The sequence below is a fragment of the Streptomyces sp. NPDC006643 genome (assembly GCF_042870175.1).
Lineage (GTDB): Bacteria > Actinomycetota > Actinomycetes > Streptomycetales > Streptomycetaceae > Streptomyces.
Genome location: NZ_JBIAHA010000014.1, coordinates 197344 through 213424 on the forward strand (window position 1 = coordinate 197344; position 16081 = coordinate 213424).

Consider the following 16081-nt stretch of genomic DNA (forward strand, 5'->3'; position numbering starts at 1 on the left):
GCGCGGCTCAGGCCGCCTTGTGGTTCCGGGCCGCCAACTGCCGGATGATCTCCGCGTACCGGTACCCGCTCGACTTGATCGTCCGTCGCTGCGACGCGTAGTCGACATGGACGAGGCCGAACCGCTTGTCGTAGCCGTAGGCCCACTCGAAGTTGTCCAGCAGCGACCACGCGAAGTACCCGGCGAGCGGCACCCCCTTGCGCACGGCCCGCGCGCACGCCTCCAGATGCTCCTCCAGATAGCGGGTGCGCTCCGGGTCGTCCACCGTGCCGTCGTCCCGCAGGACGTCGGGGTAGGCCGAACCGTTCTCCGTGACGTACACGCGCTGGGCGCCGTACTCCCTGGTCAGCCGGAGCAGCAGGTCCTCAAGGCCGTCCGCGTGCACCTCCCAGTCCATGCCCGTGTGACGTACGCCGGGCAGATAGACCTGCTTGGCGTACGGCGCCGGCCCCGCCGGGTCGTCGGCGACGACCTGGCGGAAGTAGTAGTTCAGCCCCAGCCAGTCCAGCGGCGCGGCGATCGTCTCCAGGTCACCGGGCCGCTCGGGCAGCTCCACCCCGTACAGGTCGAGCATGTCCTGCGGGTAGCCGCGCCCGTGGATCGGGTCCAGCCACCAGCGGTTGATATGGCCGTCGGCGCGCACGGCCGCCGCCCGGTCGGCCTCCCGGTCGGTGGCCGCCTCGATCGGGCTGAGGTTGTTGACGATGCCGATCCGGGCGTCGGAGGAGGCCGCGCGGACAGCCTGGACGGCGAGCCCGTGACCGAGGTGCAGATGGTACGAGGCGTGCACGGCGGCCTTGAGATCGGTGAGCCCTGGGGCCATCCGGCCCTCCAGATGGCCGATCCACGCGGAGCACAGCGGCTCGTTGAGGGTCGCCCAGTCCTTCACGCGGTCGCCCAGGCGCTCGGCGACGACGGAGGCGTACGCGGCGAAGTGCTCGGCCGTCTCGCGGGCCGGCCAGCCGCCCCGGTCCTGGAGCGTCTGCGGGAGGTCCCAGTGGTAGAGCGTGGCGAACGGCGTGATGCCCGCCTCCAGCAGGCTGTCCACCAGCCGGTCGTAGAAGCCGATCCCGGCCTCGTTGACCGGTCCGTCGCCGCCGGGCACGACACGCGGCCAGGCCAGCGAGAAGCGGTACGCGCCGGCCCCGAGGCGCTTCATCAGACCGATGTCCTCGGGCACCCGGTGGTAGTGGTCGCAGGCGATGTCACCGGTGTCGCCGTTGTCCACCTTGCCCGGGGTGTGGGCGAAGGTGTCCCAGATGGAGGGTGAGCGGCCGTCCTCGGCGACGGCGCCCTCGATCTGGTAGGCGGCGGTGGCGACGCCCCAGAGGAAATCGTGGGGGAGGGCGTTGAGTTCGTTCACTGACTGCCTTTCCGGGGAGGCCGGTTGAGGAATGAGCTGACGGTCCGTCACTTCACCGCTCCCGCCGTCAGACCGGCGACGAGATAGCGCTGGAGAAGCAGGAACCCCGCGACGACGGGCACGCTGACGACGAGCGAGGCCGCCATGATCTGGTTCCAGTACACGTCGTTCTGGGTGGCGTAGCCCTGGAGGCCGACGGCGAGCGTGCGGGTCTCGTCGTTCGTCATGACGGACGCGAAGAGCACTTCTCCCCAGGCGGTCATGAACGCGTAGACGGAGACGGCCACGATGCCCGGCACCGCGGCCGGCACGACCACCCGGAACAGGGCGCCGAACGGGCCGCAGCCGTCCACCATCGCCGCCTCGTCCAGATCTCTCGGGATGGAGTCGAAGTACCCGATCAGCATCCAGATGGAGAACGGCAGCGAGAAGGTCAGATAGGTGAGGATGAGCCCGCCGCGCGACCCGTACAGGGCGACGCCCGTGCTGTTGCCGATGTTGACGAAGATCAGGAACAGCGGCAGCAGGAAGAGGATGCCCGGGAACATCTGCGTGGAGAGCACCGTGACGGTGAAGACCCGCTTGCCCCTGAACCGGTAGCGGCTCACGGCGTACGCGGAGAACACCGCGATCGTCACCGACAGCACCGTCGCCGCGCCCGCCACCATCAGGGAGTTCATGAAGTAGTGCGCGAGCGGGACGGTGTCCCAGATGTCGAAGTACGGGCGGATGGTGATCTCGGACGGGATCCACTGGAACTTGCCCGTCACGTCCTGGAGCGGCTTCAGCGAACTGCTGACCATCACATAGACGGGCAGCAGCGCGAAGGCGGTCAGGAGCGCCAGGACGATCCGGCGGGTCCAGCGGAAGGACGCCGGAGGAGCGAGGGGAGATCTGGCCTTGCCGGCCAGGGCCTTAGACGGCACCGGAGCCCTTCCTTCCGCGTGAGGTGGCCACCAGATAGACCGCCGTCACCAGCAGCAGGAAGAGCAGCAGCAGGACGGACATCGCCGAGCCCGTACCGAAGTTCCAGGTGACGAACGACGACTGGTAGATATGGATCGAGATGAGGTCGGCCGCCTCCGGCGCCGAGTCGCCGAACAGGACGAACGGCGTGTTGAAGTCGTTGAACGTCCACAGGAACAGCACAAGCACCAGCACCTGGTTGACGGGGCGCAGCGACGGCAGCGTGATCTTGCGGATCTGCTGCCAGATGCCCGCGCCGTCGATGGACGCCGCCTCGTACAGCTCGCGCGGGATGTTCTGGAGCCCCGCCATCAGCATCAGGAAGGCGAACGGCCAGGACTTCCAGACCGCCACGACGACGAGCGCGATGAAACTGTTGTCACCGATCAGCCAGAAGGACGGCTCGTCGGTGAGACCGAGCTGGTCGTGCAGGACATGGTTGATCATGCCGTTGTCGCGCTGGAACATGAACGCCCAGGTGATGACCGCGGCGTACACGGGCAGTGCGTACGGGGTGAGGAAGATGCCGCGCAGCAGGCCCCGGCCCCGGAAGTTCTCCTGGAGCAGGACGGCGGCGGCCATGCCGAACAGCCAGGACAGGCCGACCGTGATGAGCGTGAAGACACAGGTGACGTAGAACGAGTGGAGGAGCGACTCACCGAGGGGGGCGTCGAAGTCGACGACGAGCTTGTAGTTGTCGAACGCCCGCCACGGCGCCTTGCCCCAGTTGTTGATGTAGAACTGCGTCAGTTCGCGGAAGCTCATGACGATCCCGATCACCATCGGGACGATGTGCACGAGCAGTTCGAGCAGGACGGCCGGGAGCAGCAGCAGATAGGGCAGACCGCCCTGGCGGATCCGGTCGGGGATGCGCGGCAGTCGTCTGCGCCGCGCACCCCCGTCGCCCTGGTCCGCACCGCTGCCCGATTTGCTTACGGGGGGAGTCACGGTGGACGTCATGGGCGGTGCCTCACTGCTGCATCTGCTGCTGGGCCTTGTCCAGCCGCTTCTTGACGGACTCGGTGGTCACGGGCGTGCCTGAGGCGGCGTCCGCCCACAGGTCCTTGACGGCGGTACCGACGGCCGTCTCGAACTGCGACTCCTCGGGCACCTGGGGGAGCGGCGCCGTGCTGTTGGCCAGGGTGTCGCGCAGGACCTTCAGATCGGGCGCGGCGAAGGCCGGGTCGGTCTGGGCGGTGGCGACGGGCGGGATGGAGCCGTAGGTCTTGTTGAGGAGCTTCTGCTCGGCGTCGCTCGTCATGAACTTGACGAACTTCTTGGCGCCGTCGAGGTTCTTGGTGTTCTTGAAGACGGCGATGTTGATACCGGCGACCATCGAGTTGACCTGCTTGCCGGTGCCGGGGGCGCCGGACGGTACGGGTACGGGGGCGGCGCCCCAGTCCTCGGGCTTCATGCCCTGCGAGGCGAACGTCGAGGCGGCGGCCTGCCAGAGCACCATCGCCGTCCTGCCCTTGGCGAAGTCGGTGAGCGACTGGTTCTGCGCGTACTCCGCGTTGCCCGGAGCGATGATCTTGTCCTTGGCCATGAAGTCGACGTACTGCTTGACGGCGGCCACATTGCCGTCGGTGGTGAACGTCGGCTTGCCGGACGCGTCGAAGAAGTTGTCGCCGTGCTGCTGGCCGAGCGCGAAGACCTGGTGGATGTTGTTGGACAGATTGCCGCCCTCGGCACCCAGCGCCCACTTGCCGTCCTTGGACAGCTTCTTGCCGTCGGCGACCAGCTCGTCCCAGGTGGCGGGCGGTCCGTCGATGCCGGCGTCCGCGAACATCTGCTTGTTGTAGTAGAGCGCGTACGCGAGCGAGTACAGCGGCACGGCGGCAGGCGGCTGGCCGTCTGCGCCGGCCGAGGCGACGGCCGAGTCGACGAAGCGGTCCCGGCCGCCGATCGCCTCGAAGTTCTTGTCGTCCCACGGCAGCAGCGCGCCGGTCGCCTGGAGCGAGGCCGACCAGGTGTTGCCGATGTTCAGGACGTCGGGGCCCTGCCCGGAGGTGGTGGCGGCCAGGATCCGGGTCAGCAGGTCGGACCAGGGGACCACTTCGAGCTTGACCTTGATCCCCGTCTCCTTCTCGAACTTCTTCAGCTCGGGAGTGAGGATCTTCTTGTCCGCCTCGATGTTGGGGCCCTGGTTGGACGCCCAGTAGGTGAGGGTCTTCGGCGAGTCGTTGCCGCCGCTCCCGTCGGTGGACGTACCGCCCCCGCAGGCGGTGACGCCGGCGGCGAGCGCGGTGGCGAGGGTGACAACTGCTGCGGCTCTGATTCTGCGCATGGATGGCCCCTTTCCGGGGTGGCTGTGTTCGAGAGTCGAACGCGGCCTCACGGTTTAATTTATGTCGTGATTTAAGAGGTGAGAGAAGGTCGCGTCAAGGTCTGGGACCGGGGTATGTTGCCTGCTGGGAAGGAGCACCATGGCCGAACGGGACAGAAGAACAGTGCGTGACCTGCGCCGGGGCAACCGGGCGAGGGTGTTGCAACGGTTGTATTTCGACGGGCCCTTGAGCCGTCAGGAGCTCGCCCCCGCGACCGGCCTGAGTTCAGGTTCCATCAGCAACGTCGTCACCGAACTCGCCGCCGAACGCCTCCTGGAGGAGGCCGGAGTGGTCGATTCCGACGGCGGCAGGCCGCGCACCCTGCTGCGCGTCGCCCCCGGCGGGGCGCTCCTCATCGGCATCGACATCGGGGAGACCCGGGTCCGCGTCGAACTCTTCGACCTGTCCCTGACCGAACTCGCCCGTACCGAAAGGCTGCTGGCCCAGCACGGCCACGACGTCGAACGCATCGTCGCGCACGTGCGCACCGGAGTCGCCCATGTCCTGCGGGACGCCGGGGCCGACCCCCGCGAACTCCTCGGCATCGGCATCGGCGTTCCCGGCATCATCGAACGCGACGGCCCCGAGGGCGCGGTCGTGCACGGACAGACCCTGGGCTGGGCCGCGGTGCCCTTCGAGAAACTGCTGCGCGCCGCCGTCGACGTACCCGCCGAGGTCCCCCTCTTCATCGACAACGGCGCCAAGACGCTCGGCCAGGCCGAGATGTGGTTCGGCGGCGGCCGGGGCGCCGGCACCGCCGCCATCGCCCTCATCGGCTCCGGAGTCGGCGCCAGCGTGATTCACGGCGGCGAAGGCGGCATGCTCGACGAGGACCGGCGTGGCAGCGCCCTCGAATGGGGCCACACCATCGTGCAGATGCGGGGCCGCCGCTGCCGGTGCGGCTCCATCGGCTGTCTGGAGGCGTACGCGGGCGCCGAGGCGATGCGCGAACGCTGGCAGGAGGCGGGCGGCCCGCTGCCCGCCGACACGGACGACGAGACGGCCCTCGCCGCCCTCCTGACAGCCGTCTTCCCGCCGCCCGGCGGACCCGCGCCCGACCCGGTCGCCGTGTCACTGCTCGACGAGACGGCGGAATGCCTCGGCGCCGCCGTCGCCGACCTGATCAACCTGTTCCTGCCCGAACGGGTACTGCTCGGCGGCTGGGCCGGCCTCCAGATCGGCCCGCACCTGCTGCCCGACATCCGCCGCTACGCCCGCGAGTACGCCCTGAAGCACACGGCGGCACGGGCGACGGTCGAGATGGGCCGCCTGGGCCCCGACGCGGTCACGGTAGGCGCGGCGACGCTGCCGCTCTCGGACTTCCTGGCGCGTGGCGGCACACGTCCCCTGCCGCCGCCGGCCCAGAGCCGGGTCCCACCACGCTGGGCGCCCACCCCGACGTAAGACCTACCGGGACGGCCGGGGGCGGGCGGTGTCCTCAAGCGTCGGACGGGCCGAGTGCCGGGGGCGTGCTCGGTTCGGCGCGCGCCCGCCGACGCGTCACGCCGACTCCCGGGCGACCAGCGTGGGTTCGAAGATCACCGACGTCACCGGTCGGTCCGGGCGGGACAGCCGGTCCAGCAGCAGCCGCGCCATCTCCGCCGCCATGTCCTCCACCGGCTGCCGCACCGTCGTCAGCGGCGGACGGCAGGACGCCGCCGCGCGGCTGTCGTCGAAGCCGATCACCGCGACATCGTCGGGCACCCGTCGCCCGCGCTCGCGCAGCACCCGGCACGCGCCCACGGCCATCAGGTCGTTCGCCGCGAACACCCCGTCCAGATCCGGCTGTTCGGCGAGCAGCGACTCCATCGCCGCCGCGCCGCTCTCCTCGGTGAACTCGCCCCCGGCGACGGGGATGTACGGGTGCCCGTGCCGGGCCATCGTGTCCCGGAAGCCCGTCAGCCGGTCCTGTCCCGCCGGTACGTCCAGCGGCCCCGCGATCGTCGCGATCCGGCGGCAGCCCCGGGCCAGCAGATGCTCGGCGGCCAGCCGGGCGCCGTCCTGGTGGGCGAGGTCGACATAGCTGATCCGCACCGGACGGGCGGGGCGCGCGTACAGCACGGCGGGCAGACCGGCGTCCGTGATCAGCGCCGGCAGCGGGTCCTCGGCGTGCGTCGAGACGACCAGCGCGCCGTCGGCGCTGCCCTGACGGAGATACGACACCACCTCGTTCCGCGCGCGCGAGGTCTCGGCGAACATCAGCACCGGGTGAATCCCGCGCGGGCGCAGGAAGTTGACGACACCGGTCACCACCCGGCCGAAGAACGGGTCGGCGAAGACGTCGGTCATGAAGGAGCCGACACCGCCGTCGAACCCGGCGCTGCGCCCGTCACCGTCGTGGCTCCCGGACGTGGCGGCCCCGGCGGACCCCGCCGTCGCGGCGACCGGCGGCGGATCGTCCCCGGCCCCCGACACCACCAGGGCGATCGAGTCGGCCTTGCGGGTGACCAGTGAACGGGCCGCGCGGTTCGGCGTATAGCCCGTGACGGCCACCGCGTCCCGTACGGCCGCCTGGATCACCGGATCCACGTTGCGTACGCCGTTGATGACGCGGGAGACGGTGGCGCGCGAGACTCCGGCCGCCTTGGCGACGTCCTCCAGCGTGGGCGCCCCGGCCGCTCGTGCATCCTCCGTCATGAGCGCATTTATAGCATCAGCGGAGAGCGCTCTCCATCGACCCACCCGCCCTGAGCGGCCCCGTCGCCGCGCACCGTGAGCGTCGCGCGCAGCGGCAGCTCTCCCACGGAGGAGCCCGTCAGGAGGGTGAACTCACCCGGTTCCGTCTCCCAGCGTCCGTGCGCGGTCGACCAGTGCGACAGCGCCCGCGCCGCGAGCCGTACGGTCACCACCGCCTCCTCGCCGGGACCGGCCTCCACCGCCGCGTAACCCGCGAGCGCCCGCACCGGCCGGTCGACCGCCGTGTCCGGCCGGGCGAGATAGACCTGGACCACCTCACGGCCCCTGCGCGGACCGGTGTTGCGCAGCCGTACGCGTACGTCGACGCCCGCCTCGCACCCGGCCGCCTCGTACCGGCCCGTCACGGTGGCGGGCGCCTCCATCTCCTCGTACGTCCACGTCGTGTAGCCGAGCCCGTGCCCGAACCAGTACGCGGGCTCCGTCCCGGCGCGCAGCCACGCGCGGTGGCCGATGTGGATGCCCTCCTCATAAGGAAGCAGGCCGTCGCGCGGGCGGGTGTCGATGACCGGGACATCCTCCTGGGCCACCGGCCAGGTCGTCGGCAGCCGCCCACCGGGCTCGGCGCGGCCGAACAGCACGTCGGCCAGGCCGTGTCCGGCCTCCTGGCCGGGGAACCAGGCGAGCAGCAGCGCGGACACCTCTTGGTGCCACGGCAGCGCGACGGGGCCGCCCGAGTTCACCAGCACCACCGTGCGCGGATTGGCGCGGGCCACCGCCCGTACGAGCGCGTCCTGCCCGTCGGGCAGCGCCAGCGACTCGCGGTCGCGGCCCTCGGACTCGCTCTCCTCCGTCGTGCCCACCACGACGACGGCGACATCGGCGGCCCGCGCGGCGGCCACGGCGGCGGCGAGGGCCGCCCGCGCGTCCCCCGGCGGCGGGGCGGCGGCCAGCAGTGTCGCGATACCCGTTCCGGGATCCAGCCGCCGCCGTGCGACCACCTCCGACTCCACGCCCTCGGTCAACTCAGCCGCCACGCAGCGGTAGGGCGGCGAGACATGGACGCGGGTCGGATCGTCGCTGTCGAGCGGGAACTCGTCGGACAGCAGCGTCCGGCCGTCCACGGTCAGCGAGATGAGCCCCCAGCCGCCCACCCCCAGCGTCCAACTCCCGCTCTCCGTCGGACGGACGAGAGCACGGATCTCTACGGTGACGGCGCCCGCCACCCGGGCCGGCTCCACGATGCGGCCCGACAGCCGGTGCTCGGCGTGCAGTTCGGTGCCGTCGGCGGCCAGCAGCCGTACGAGCACGCCCGGTCGACCGTCGCGCGGATCGCGGGTCCAGGCCGGGTCGAGCGGGCGCGGCCGGGTGTACGGCGGCAGGCCGGGCGTGTACGTCACCTCGACGCGCGCCTCGGGCCCGTCACCGGCGTCGGCCGCCGCTTCCGCCAGCGCCGCCTCGATCCCCGCCAGCGGCGTCACCACGGACGACGGGAACACCTCGGCGCTGCCGCCTCCCTGGATCCGCACGGCCGTGGCGTGCGGGCCGATGACGGCGACACGGCGCAGTCCGGCCGGATCCAGCGGCAGCGCACCGCCGTCGTTGCGCAGCAGGACCGTGCCCGCGGCGACGGCCCGCCGCAGCAGCGCCGCGCTCCGGGCCGGCGGGGTCAACGGCCGCCGGACCGGGCCCTGTTCGCCGAGCGCGCCGACCCGCCTGGCGAGCCGCAGCAGGCGCCGTACCTTGTCGTCGATCCGCGCCTCGTCGACGAGACCGGCGGCCACGGCGTCGAGCAGCCCGGCGGCCCACGGACCCTCCGGGCCCGGCATCGCCAGGTCCTGGCCCGAGCGCGCCGTGTCGAGCAGCGAGCGGACCGCGCCCCAGTCGGAGACGACCAGCCCGTCGAAGTCCCAGCCCCCGCCGGACTCCTGCTCCTTCAGAGGCCGGTCCAGCAGCGGACTCGCCGACATCGTCACACCGTTGACCTTGTTGTACGCGGACATCACCGCCCAGACACCGGCGTCCACCGCCGCCTCGAACGGGGCCAGATACAGCTCGCGCAGGGTCCGTTCGTCCACGGCGACGTCGACGCGCAGCCGGTCGGTCTCGGCGTCGTTGGCCACGAAGTGCTTGGCCGTGGCCGCCACATGGCCCTCCTGGACGCCCGTCACGAAGGCGACGCCCGTCCGCGCGGTCAGCAGCGGGTCCTCCGAGAAGCACTCGAAGTGCCGCCCGCCGAGCGGCGACCGGTGCAGATTCAGGGTGGGGGCGAGCAGCACCTGGACGCCTTTGCGGCGCGCCTCGTCGGCCAGCAGTCCGCCCAGCTCCCGGACCAACTCCTCGTCCCAGGAGGCCGCGAGCGCCGTCGGGGAGGGCAGGACGGACGAGGTCCGCCGCTCGTCCCACGCCTCGCCGCGCACCCCGGCCGGTCCGTCGGACATCGTGAGAGGACGCAACCCGACGGCCGGTTCGCCGTACGTACGCCAGTTGCTGGCACCCGTCAGCAGACGGACCTTCTGCCCGATGTCGAGCTTCTCCAGCAGTCGCTCGGTCTCGTCCTCGGCCATACTGCCCCTTCAATCCTGTTGGAGAGCGCTCTCCCGATAACTCGACCCAGACTCGCCGGACCGTGCCGGACCTGTCAATGCCGGCCTGTGGGCTGCGACGACGCGAAGGGGAGGCACAACGGGCGCATAAGTGCCGCGCGGGCCCCGGAAGTGAGCCCTTGTCATTGCACATGCGACTGCCCTAAGTTGACCGATTGCGACGTGTCCCAGACGTCCTTACCTGCCAGTGGGGGAGCCGAGATCATGGCCGCAACCGGTCGCCACCGCAGATACCAGCCCAGCCGCATCAACCGCGCCTCGCTCACCGTCACGGCGGGCGGCGCGGGCATCGCGCTGCCACTCATCGGAGCGGGCACCGCGAACGCGGCCCCCGTGAGCACGTGGGAGAAGGTCGCCGCCTGCGAGTCCACGAGCAACTGGCAGATCAACACGGCCAACGGCTACTACGGCGGGCTTCAGTTCAGCCAGTCCACGTGGGAGGCGTTCGGCGGCGGACAGTACGCGGCGCGCGCCGACCTCGCCACCAAGGACCAGCAGATCGCCATCGCCGAGAAGGTCCTCAAGGGCCAGGGCCCCCAGGCGTGGCCGAACTGCTCGGTCAAGGCGGGCCTCACACGCGGCGGGGACGCCCCCGACGTGTCACCGGCACGGCAGGCGAGCGACACCGCGAAGGGCACCAAGACCGAGCGGAGCGCCCCCCGGAGCGATCCGAAGAAGGCCGCCTCGCCCACGTCGGTGCCGACCGAGCGCGAGGGCTACACCGTCGCGGGAGGCGACTCGCTCTCCGGCATCGCCGCCTCCCAGGAGGTTCGGGGCGGCTGGCAGCGGCTGTACGAGGAGAACCGCCAGGTCGTCGGCAGCGACCCCGACCTGATCTTCCCCGGGCAGAAGCTCGTCCTGCACGTGTCGGCCCCGGCGAAGGACAAGCCGGCCGCCGAGGCGCCCGCCCCTCCCAAGAAGGAGACGGCGAAGAAGCCCGCCGCGAAGCAGCAGCCGCCCAAGCAGACGGCGAAGCCCAAGCCGAAGCCGCAGGCGGAGAAGCCGAAGGAAGCGCCCAAGGAGCAGCCCAAGCAGGTCTCGAAGCCGAAGACGGCCGAGAAGCCGAAGCAGTCGTCCGGCTTCAGTGCCCCGGTCAGCGCGGGCACCGGCACCCCGTACCGCAAGGCCGGTTCCTGGGCCAGCGGCTACCACACCGGCGTCGACTTCCCCGTCCCCACGGGCACGTCCGTGAAGGCGGTGGCGGGCGGCACGGTCGTGTCGGCGGGCTGGGAGGGCAGCTACGGCTACCAGGTCGTCATCCGGCACGGGGACGGCAAGTACAGCCAGTACGCGCACCTGTCCGCGCTCAACGTGCGTGACGGTCAGAAGGTGAACGCGGGCCAGCGCATCGCCCGGTCAGGATCGACCGGAAACAGCACGGGACCGCACCTCCACTTCGAGATGCGAACGGGGCCCGGCTACGGCTCCGACATCGACCCCGTCTCCTACCTCAGAGCGGGCGGAGTCCGCATCTGAGCGGACGGTCCGGCGCAGGATGTGGCGCCTGTGCTCCGTCCTGTGCGACGCCCTGCACGCGGTCAGATGCCAGGCCGGCCGAGTCGGCGGTGCCTGTCGGCGGGCGATCGTGGAGCCGGGCGTCCCGGGGGTGGGCGCGGGGGCCGTCGCCTGCGCGGCGGGCCCCCGGACGGCGCCCTTGGTCTGCGCGGCCAGCCGCTCCGTCGTCAGGAGGACCAGACCGCCCGCGGTCACCACACCGAAGCCCAGGGCGAGCAGTCCGCCCGTCAGGCCGTACCGGAATCCCTCACCGAAGAGGGTGAGGCCGACCGCGGCGGCGACCACCGGATTCACGACCGTGACCGTGGCCAGCGGGGCGGCGAGCCCCGCGCCTCGGTAGGAGGCCTGCGACAGCAGCAGACCGGACACGGCCAGGACGGCTATGACCAGCAGGCTCGGCACCTGGCCGCCGAACGTGCCCGCGGTCCAGTCGACGGCGACGGTCTTGGTGAACACCGAGGCGATACCGAAGGCGACACCGGCGGAAGCGGCCAGCAGCACACTGCGCACGGCCGGCCTGCGCACGGCCTGCGCGATCAGGAACAGCAGGCCCACCACACCGGCGGTGGCGCCGGCCACGACCATGCGCTCGCCCGAGCCGAGCGAGTGGGAGCCCGCGGAGCCGGTCAGCGCGAGCAGTCCGGCGAGTCCCAGCGTCGCCAGGAGCGCGCCGCGCCAGGCGGTGGCCCCCGCCTTGCGGCGGACGAAGACGGCCGCCATCGGCAGCGCGAAGACGATCGTCAGCGCGCCGAGAGGCTGCACGAGGCTCAGCGGCCCGTACGCCAGCGCGACGACATGCAGCAGCGCGCCGACCCCGTTCAACGCCACAGCGGCCCACCACACGCCGTGGTGCAGGGGCGCGTAGGGGCGGGCGGGCGTGTCTGCCGCGACGTGCTCCTGAAGGATCGCCCCGGCCGCGTAGGCGACCGCGGAGACCAGTGACAGCAGCACGGACAGCGCGAGTGCACTCATATATCCACGATCTCTCGCCTGGTGCGATTAGTCGTCGTCCTGAAGACGGCATTACGACGTACTGCTGTAGTAGTACATCCGGAGGGCCCGAGTCATTCCCCTGGTGGTAGCCCCCGCCCACGGGTGGAGGTGGCCGGTGGAAGTCGTCCGCCGGTCCGGGCACCTGTCGTGACCACCGCACGTTACGGAAAGTGACGTTGGGTGCCGGTCGGGGAATCCGGAGAGTCGGAGACCCGGGGGGAGTTCGGAAAGCCGGGGAGTTCGGAGAGCCGGGGAGTTCGGAGAGGGAGGGCGGATGGATCTCGCGGAGGTCGGATCCGTGGGCGGTTTCTTCGCCCTGCGGACACAGGCGCCCGACAGGCCTGTGGACCGGGGGGCGCACGGCAGCGCGTACAGCCCGTTCGCGGCGATCTACGCGGGCGACATCGCGCCGCTGTCGGCGCGCGTCGACGCGGTCGCCGAAAAGCTGGGCGCCCCCGAGCGCCGGGTCGCCGCGTCCATCGCGCAACTGGGTCTCGCCGCCCGGCTCTGGTCGGTCGCCCTGGGCTCGGCCGCGCTGCACGGCGAGGTCCCGGACCTGGACCCCGCCCGGCTGTACTGGAATCCGCACCGCACCTCCCCGGACGATCTCCTGCTGCCCGGCCCACGCGCCTTCCCCGTCACCGGCGCCGCCGCGCGCCCAACTGTCACCGCCCTCGCCGAGGCGGTCCGCGAGGTGGTCCAGTTCGGCCACCTCGTACCCCTGGGGGCGGCCCTGCGCGCCGACGGCGCCATCGCGCCACGCCTGCTGTGGGGCAACGCCGGCTCCGCGCTCGCCGGGGCCCTGTCCGAACTCCGCGTCTGGAGCCACCGCGCCGGACGGCCCGAGGCGGGCGAGCGGGCCGCGGCCATCGGTGCCGCGCTCTTCACCCACCCCGACCTGCGCGCCACCGGCCGCCGGGAGGACGGCACCTTCCGGCGCCGCAGCTGCTGCCTCTACTACCGTTGCCCCTCGGGCGGCCTCTGCGGGGACTGCGTATTCGACCGGCCACCGCCACGCTCTTCCGTGGGAGAGGTTTCCGGGTGACCATGACATGGCTGAGATCACCGGGCGACGGGGGGTATGGCGTGAAGGTCGGGCTGCTGACCAGGGAGTATCCGCCACATGTGTACGGAGGTGCGGGCGTCCATGTGGAGTTTCTGGCGCGCGAGTTGCGTGAGCTGACCGATCTGCGCGTGCACTGCTGGGGCGAGGACGGCAGCGGCGCCGACGAGCACGTCCCCGGAGTCGTACGGCACCGGGCCGCCGCCGGACTCGAAGGCGCCAACGACGCGCTGCGCACCTTCTCCGTCGATCTCGCGATGGCCGCCGCCGTGGAAGGCTGCGACCTGGTCCACTCGCACACCTGGTACGCGGCGCTCGCCGGCCATGTCGCCAAGATGCTCCACGGCGTCCCGCACGTGATGACCGCCCACTCGCTGGAGCCGCTGCGGCCCTGGAAGGCCGAGCAGCTCGGCGGGGGGTACGAGCTGTCCGGCTGGGCCGAGCGCTCCGCGATGGAGGCCGCCGACGCCGTCGTCGCCGTCTCGCGCGGCATGCGCGCCGACATCCTCGACTGCTACCCCTCGCTCGACCCGGACCGGGTGCGGGTCATCCACAACGGCATCGACACCCGCCTCTACCGCCCGGACCACGGCACCGACGTGCTGGAGCGGATCGGCATCGACGTGAACCGCCCGTTCGTGCTGTTCGTCGGCCGTATCACCCGGCAGAAGGGCGTTCCGCATCTGCTGCGCGCGGCCCGCGCCCTCGATCCCGAGGCACAGCTCGTGCTCTGCGCGGGCGCGCCCGACACCCCCGAGATCGGCGCCGAGTTCCGTGAGTTGGTGGACGAGCTGAGCGGCAGCCGCGACGGGGTGTTCTGGATCCCGGAGATGCTGCCGCGCCCCGAGGTGGTCCAGCTGCTCAGCCACGCGGCCGTGTTCGCCTGCCCCTCGGTGTACGAGCCGCTGGGCATCGTGAATCTGGAGGCGATGGCCTGCGGCACGGCGGTCGTCGCCTCGGCGGTCGGCGGTATCCCGGAGGTCGTCGACGACGGCGCCACGGGTCTGCTGGTGCCCTACGACGAGCGGCACCCGGAGGACTTCGAGACGGCCCTCACCGAGACGCTCAACCGGGTCCTGGACGATCCGGAGTCGGCGGCGGCGATGGGGGCGGCGGGCCGGGACCGGGCGGTGCGCGAGTTCGGCTGGGACCGGGTGGCGCGGCGTACGTACGAGGTGTACGAGGAGCTGCTCAAGTCACGGTAGCCGGTGGCGGGCAGGTGGATCCGGACGATCCGTACCGGGTAGATGGACCGGGACGGCCGGTACAGAGGTCGCGAACAAAGGAGCGGCGATGCGTGGTGGACCTTCGGTGCTCGGGATCGTGCTGGCGGGCGGGGAAGGCAAGCGGCTGATGCCGCTGACGGCCGACCGCGCCAAGCCGGCGGTGACCTTCGGCGGTACGTACCGCCTGGTCGACTTCGTCCTGTCCAATCTCGTCAACGGCGACATCATGCGCAACTGCGTGCTGACGCAGTACAAGTCGCATTCGCTGGACCGCCATGTGAGCACCACCTGGCGGATGTCCAGCCTCCTCGGGAACTACGTCACGCCGGTGCCCGCCCAGCAGCGGCTCGGACCGCGCTGGTATCTCGGCAGCGCGGACGCGATCCTCCAGTCCCTCAATCTCGTCCACGACGAACAGCCCGACTACATCGCGGTGTTCGGCGCCGACCACGTCTACCGCATGGATCCCAGGCAGATGCTGCGACGGCACATCGAGAACGGCGCCGGGGTCACGGTCGCCGGCATCAGGGTGCCGCGCGCCGAGGCGTCGTCGTTCGGGATCATCACACCGGGCTCGGACGGCACCCGGGTGGACCGCTTCCAGGAGAAGCCGGCCGATGTGCCGGGGCTGCCGGACGACCCGGAGCGGGTCTTCGCGTCGATGGGCAACTATCTCTTCACCACGAAGATCCTGGTGGACGCCCTGCACCGGGACGCCGAGGACGAGTCCTCGGTCCATGACATGGGCGGCTCGATCCTGCCGATGCTCACCGAGCAGGGCCTGGCGCAGGTCTACGACTTCGACGACAACCATGTGCCGGGCGAGACCCCGCGCGAACACGGCTACTGGCGCGACGTGGGCACGCTCGACTCGTACTACGACGCGCACATGGATCTGATCTCGCACCAGCCGGAGTTCAACCTCGACAACAGACGCTGGCCCATCTACACCCACGCCGGCCAGCTGCCGCCCGCGCGGTTCGTGGCGGGCGGTATCGCGAGCGAGTCGATCGTGGGCCCCGGCTGTGTCATCCGGGGCCAGGTGACGCGCAGCGTCCTGTCGCCCGGTGTGGTGGTCGAGGAGGGCGCGGTGGTGCAGGGCTCGGTGCTGCACGACAACGTACGGGTGGGCCGGGGCGCGGTCGTCCGCGGCTCGATCCTCGACAAGAACGTGGACGTCCCGCCCGGCGCGACGATCGGCGTCAACCCGGGGCGGGACGAGGAGCTGTACACGGTCTCGAAGAACGGGGTGATCGCACTCGGGAAGGGCCAGCGCGTCGTCTGAGCCCTGCCCGGGACCGGCCCCGCCCGGCACCGGCCTGCAAGGCACCGACCTTCCCGGCACCGGCATCCCCGAGCGCCGGACGGGCCCCCACGGTCCGTCCGGC

The 16081-nt window shown here is 71.4% G+C and carries 12 protein-coding genes; 5 read left to right on the forward strand and 7 right to left on the reverse strand.

Annotated features, from left to right (window positions below):
- Nucleotides 1-7 precede the first annotated feature (7 nt).
- The 4 genes from ACFYNU_RS20400 to ACFYNU_RS20415 are packed head-to-tail and all read right to left on the reverse strand — an operon-like array spanning nt 8 to nt 4616.
- Nucleotides 8-1363, reverse strand: coding sequence for a GH1 family beta-glucosidase (locus tag ACFYNU_RS20400; protein WP_356592507.1), 1356 nt, complete (start codon nt 1361-1363; stop codon nt 8-10).
- Between the two features lie 47 nt (nt 1364-1410).
- Nucleotides 1411-2289 (reverse strand): carbohydrate ABC transporter permease, encoded by an 879-nt coding sequence (locus ACFYNU_RS20405; protein WP_356592505.1) that lies wholly within the window; start codon nt 2287-2289, stop codon nt 1411-1413.
- Nucleotides 2279-3289 carry a sugar ABC transporter permease gene (locus ACFYNU_RS20410; RefSeq protein WP_356592502.1) on the reverse strand — a complete coding sequence of 337 codons (1011 nt, stop codon included), beginning with the start codon at nt 3287-3289 and terminating at the stop codon, nt 2279-2281. Before ACFYNU_RS20410 ends, ACFYNU_RS20405 begins: the two co-directional genes overlap by 11 nt.
- A 10-nt stretch (nt 3290-3299) precedes the next feature.
- The gene (locus ACFYNU_RS20415) at nt 3300-4616 is read right to left on the reverse strand and encodes a sugar ABC transporter substrate-binding protein (protein WP_356592500.1); all 1317 of its coding nucleotides are present in this window, start codon (nt 4614-4616) and stop codon (nt 3300-3302) included.
- A gap of 139 nt (nt 4617-4755) precedes the next feature.
- Between ACFYNU_RS20415 and ACFYNU_RS20420 the strand changes: the two genes are divergently transcribed.
- Nucleotides 4756-6060 carry an ROK family transcriptional regulator gene (locus tag ACFYNU_RS20420; RefSeq protein ID WP_356592498.1) on the forward strand — a complete coding sequence of 435 codons (1305 nt, stop codon included), beginning with the start codon at nt 4756-4758 and terminating at the stop codon, nt 6058-6060.
- Between the two features lie 96 nt (nt 6061-6156).
- Here the strand turns inward: ACFYNU_RS20420 and ACFYNU_RS20425 are convergent, their stop codons facing one another.
- Complete coding sequence (locus ACFYNU_RS20425) at nt 6157-7293, reverse strand: LacI family DNA-binding transcriptional regulator (protein WP_356592496.1); 1137 nt, start codon at nt 7291-7293, stop codon at nt 6157-6159.
- Between the two features lie 8 nt (nt 7294-7301).
- Nucleotides 7302-9857 carry a glycoside hydrolase family 3 C-terminal domain-containing protein gene (locus ACFYNU_RS20430; protein WP_356592494.1) on the reverse strand — a complete coding sequence of 852 codons (2556 nt, stop codon included), beginning with the start codon at nt 9855-9857 and terminating at the stop codon, nt 7302-7304.
- A 243-nt stretch (nt 9858-10100) separates the two neighbouring features.
- On the opposite strand from ACFYNU_RS20430, the gene ACFYNU_RS20435 reads away from it, so the two are divergent.
- Nucleotides 10101-11372: a peptidoglycan DD-metalloendopeptidase family protein gene (locus ACFYNU_RS20435; RefSeq protein ID WP_356592492.1), complete on the forward strand. Its 1272-nt coding sequence runs from the start codon at nt 10101-10103 to the stop codon at nt 11370-11372.
- Here the strand turns inward: ACFYNU_RS20435 and ACFYNU_RS20440 are convergent.
- Nucleotides 11253-12383 carry a DMT family transporter gene (locus tag ACFYNU_RS20440; RefSeq protein ID WP_356592490.1) on the reverse strand — a complete coding sequence of 377 codons (1131 nt, stop codon included), beginning with the start codon at nt 12381-12383 and terminating at the stop codon, nt 11253-11255. The genes ACFYNU_RS20435 and ACFYNU_RS20440 overlap by 120 nt on opposite strands.
- Nucleotides 12384-12678: 295 nt before the next feature.
- Between ACFYNU_RS20440 and ACFYNU_RS20445 the strand changes: the two genes are divergently transcribed.
- The 3 genes from ACFYNU_RS20445 (at nt 12679) to glgC (ending at nt 15978) form a co-directional block, all read left to right on the forward strand.
- Nucleotides 12679-13449 (forward strand): (2Fe-2S)-binding protein, encoded by a 771-nt coding sequence (locus tag ACFYNU_RS20445; RefSeq protein ID WP_356592488.1) that lies wholly within the window; start codon nt 12679-12681, stop codon nt 13447-13449.
- Between the two features lie 41 nt (nt 13450-13490).
- Nucleotides 13491-14672, forward strand: coding sequence for a glycogen synthase (glgA, locus tag ACFYNU_RS20450; RefSeq protein WP_356592527.1), 1182 nt, complete (start codon nt 13491-13493; stop codon nt 14670-14672).
- An 88-nt stretch (nt 14673-14760) separates the two neighbouring features.
- The gene (glgC, locus tag ACFYNU_RS20455) at nt 14761-15978 is read left to right on the forward strand and encodes a glucose-1-phosphate adenylyltransferase (protein ID WP_356592486.1); all 1218 of its coding nucleotides are present in this window, start codon (nt 14761-14763) and stop codon (nt 15976-15978) included.
- Nucleotides 15979-16081: the final 103 nt, after the last annotated feature.